At 48.6% G+C, this 3,149-nt stretch carries 2 protein-coding genes and 1 pseudogene; all 3 read right to left on the bottom strand.

Annotation, left to right across the window (positions count from 1 at the left end; translation table 11 throughout):
• On the bottom strand, positions 1 to 1,026 hold a 1,026-nt coding region (locus BZG79_RS13265; RefSeq protein ID WP_077774641.1), incomplete at its 3' end, for a patatin-like phospholipase family protein.
• A gap of 218 nt (positions 1,027 to 1,244) precedes the next feature.
• A pseudogene (locus tag BZG79_RS13270) lies at positions 1,245 to 2,734 on the bottom strand (proline--tRNA ligase).
• A 44-nt stretch (positions 2,735 to 2,778) separates the two neighbouring features.
• On the bottom strand, positions 2,779 to 3,149 hold a 371-nt coding region (locus BZG79_RS13275), incomplete at its 5' end, for a TrmO family methyltransferase (RefSeq protein WP_199877859.1).

The raw sequence follows: 3,149 nt of genomic DNA on the forward strand, positions 1-3,149 counted from the left end.
CGCTAGGGTCGCATCTTGACCGGCATTGATGCCTAATAATTTGAGTAAACTCCGCAAGGCTATCGGCATATGTGGGTAAAAACGCTTGGCTAGGGGCTCAAAAGGCTCAGAAGGACGCAGATGTAAGACATCAATATAGCGTAATCCCAACTGTTGCTGCTGTGATGGCGTCAGCGCACTAGCTACTTGATTAAGTCGTTGAAGGTGCTCCAAATCTGCAGACAGTGTATCGGCGAAAATGGCATTCATCAGGTGGCCGCCGAGCATTGCTAGCCCAGGAGCTGCATGATTTATTTGAGCAGATTGCCGGATCCCAGTGGTCAAATCTAAAATGAGGATACGCTCTGCATCCATTTTTACCGCTGGCCGCAAAGGTGCGATCTGGTGGATGGCACCGTCACCGTAAAACTCATGGCCAATTCTAGATGCTGGAAACATGAACGGAATAGCGGAAGAAGCGAGTAAGTGCTCTGTTGATATTTGACTGCGGCGGCCCACCGCACGGGCACGTACCCAAGGCGGAATCTCCGGATCTCCTTGGAAAAAGCTGACTGACTGGCCGGTTTGATAGTTAGAGGCGGTGACGGATAGCCCGTGTAAGTGCCCAGCTAAGAGCTGATAATTAAGTTTATTAAAGTTAATGGTTTGATTAAGCAGATAGCGTAAAGGTCGGTTATTTAGTAAGCCAAAGGGAATGGGAGGTTGATAGTGAGACTGAAAACGTTGCCCGGTTTGTGACAACAGATGGCCAATCAATGCGCTGGGGTGACTCGCAATGACACGAGACGTACTCAATCGGCGCCATAGCCACGACAGTTTTTTGACGCATAGTCGAAAACATGACGCATGGCTCGCAAGGGAGACGGCATTAATCGCACCGGCTGATGTGCCACAATAAATAGTAAACGGGCTAGCATGCACGCGCGGATACCACTGCGCGATCGCCGATAACACACCAACTTGGTAAGCGGCTCGGGCCCCACCGCCAGTCAGCACCAAAGCTGTCTTAGGTTTGCTTTTGGCCATACATATCTCATCCTCGCGCTAACAGTTTGATTATAGACAGCCTGTGTGCGCCGATGCATGGTCATTGTCACACTCTTTCCAACATTCAATCTTTTAAACATTGCGGATGGTGACTGCGTTAAATAGAGGGCTTTGTAATCAGTGAGGCCGGTTGGCAACAAATCAGCAAAAAAATACCCCGCTAAAACGGGGTATTGAATGCAACCATCACGCGCTATTTAAGCGAGTTTTGATTGAATGAAAGTCAGTGCATCGTCAATCGCAAAAGGCACTTTCTCGCCATCACGACGGTGTTTGTACTCGAACACTCCGTTATCCATGCTGCGCTCTCCGATAACAATCGTGTGAGGAACACCGACAAGTTCAATGTCGGAGAACATTACGCCTGGGCGCTCTTTACGATCATCGAATAATACATCGATACCAGCGTGAGTCAGATCAGCATAGAGTGCTTCTGCTGCTTCGCGTACGCGCTCAGACTTATGCATATTCATCGGTACAATGGCAACTTTAAATGGCGCAAGGGGTCGCCTTCGACAACGTTACGTAGGTCCTCAACTTGGTCAAGCGTCGCATCGCGTCCCCAGTTGATCCCGAAGTAGTGCTTATCGTCGATATTGGCACCTGCGCCAAAATCGTTCATGACTGCCACACTGCGGTCAACGATGAAAGGAGACGGTAAGTTGACAGGCCCTAAAGAGCCAGGACCCGCTCCAACCAGTGCGCGGATTTCTTCTTCAGTCGCAAAGGTAAGTGGTGCAGCAACCTGTGGTAGGTTCTCTGCTTTCACTTCATTCAACTCGTGGTCACCACGGATGATTAGGGCGATAAGATCAGACTCTACCTCGTCAGAGGCTTTGACAAATAAAGTTTTTACCGTCTTTTCAATCGGAAGCTCAAACTGCGCAACCAACTCAGCGATGGTTTTCGCATCAGGAGTATCGACGAGCGTCATTTCTTGGGTCGGTGCATCAGCCTGCGTTTTAGGTGCCAAAGCTTCGGCTTTTTCAATATTTGCCGCGTAGTCGGACTCGGTTGAAAATGCAATCAGATCTTCACCACTGTCGGCCAGGACATGGAACTCGTGTGATGCTGACCCACCAATCGCACCGGTATCTGCTAACACAGCACGATAATCCAGCCCCATACGATCAAAAATGGCACAGTAGGCCGCACGCATTTTCTCGTAGCTTTGTTCCATGCCTGCTTTATCAATATCAAAACTGTACGCGTCTTTCATTGTGAATTCACGTGAGCGCATAACACCAAATCTTGGACGTACTTCATCACGGAACTTGGTTTGGATTTGATAAAGATTGAGCGGCAGTTGCTTGTATGAATTAATTTCATTACGAGCCAAGTGCGTAATCACTTCTTCATGCGTAGGGCCTAAGACAAAATCACGCTGATGGCGGTCAGCAATACGAAGTAGCTCAGGACCAAACTTCTCCCAGCGCCCCGTCTCTAACCAAAGATCAGCAGGTTGGACAACGGGCATCATGGTCTCAACGGCACCGGCTCGATTCATTTCTTCGCGCACAATGCGTTCAACATGGTGAAGTACGCGGACACCCGAAGGCAACCAAGTATAAAGGCCAGAGGCAAGTTTTCGAATCATGCCCGCGCGCAGCATCAGCTGGTGGCTGACAATCTCTGCGTCGCTAGGGGTTTCTTTCAAGGTAGAAAGCAGATATTGACTGGTACGCATTTAAAGTTATCCGTTGAAATTGGCGTTCAATAAGTCCAAACATATTAACAGTGTGGGGGAGTTTCGACAAAAGCTTCTACCGCCACGACCAGGATTTGCGTAGGTTGTACATAAAACCGCACGTTAAAATCAAAAAGGTGTACGGCGTAACATTTATCATCTTTTTTACCCTGTTTATAAGCAGGACGAGGATCCTGGGCTAATACTTCGCTAATCACGCGTTGATGGTAGGCTTGATAAGGAGATTGAGATAAAGCCTGTAATGCGTTGTCAGAAAAACGGACGTCCATTGGGGTTGGTTTGGTTTGAGCAAATCCGCCTTGAGCGTCGGCTATGCTATCTGAATAGGGAATGTATGGTTTTATATCGATAATAGGTGTCTGGTCGACGAGATCGCACCCGCGCAGTGTTAAGG

It is taken from the genome of Salinivibrio sp. MA427 (assembly GCF_001996115.1).
Taxonomy (GTDB): domain Bacteria; phylum Pseudomonadota; class Gammaproteobacteria; order Enterobacterales; family Vibrionaceae; genus Salinivibrio; species Salinivibrio costicola.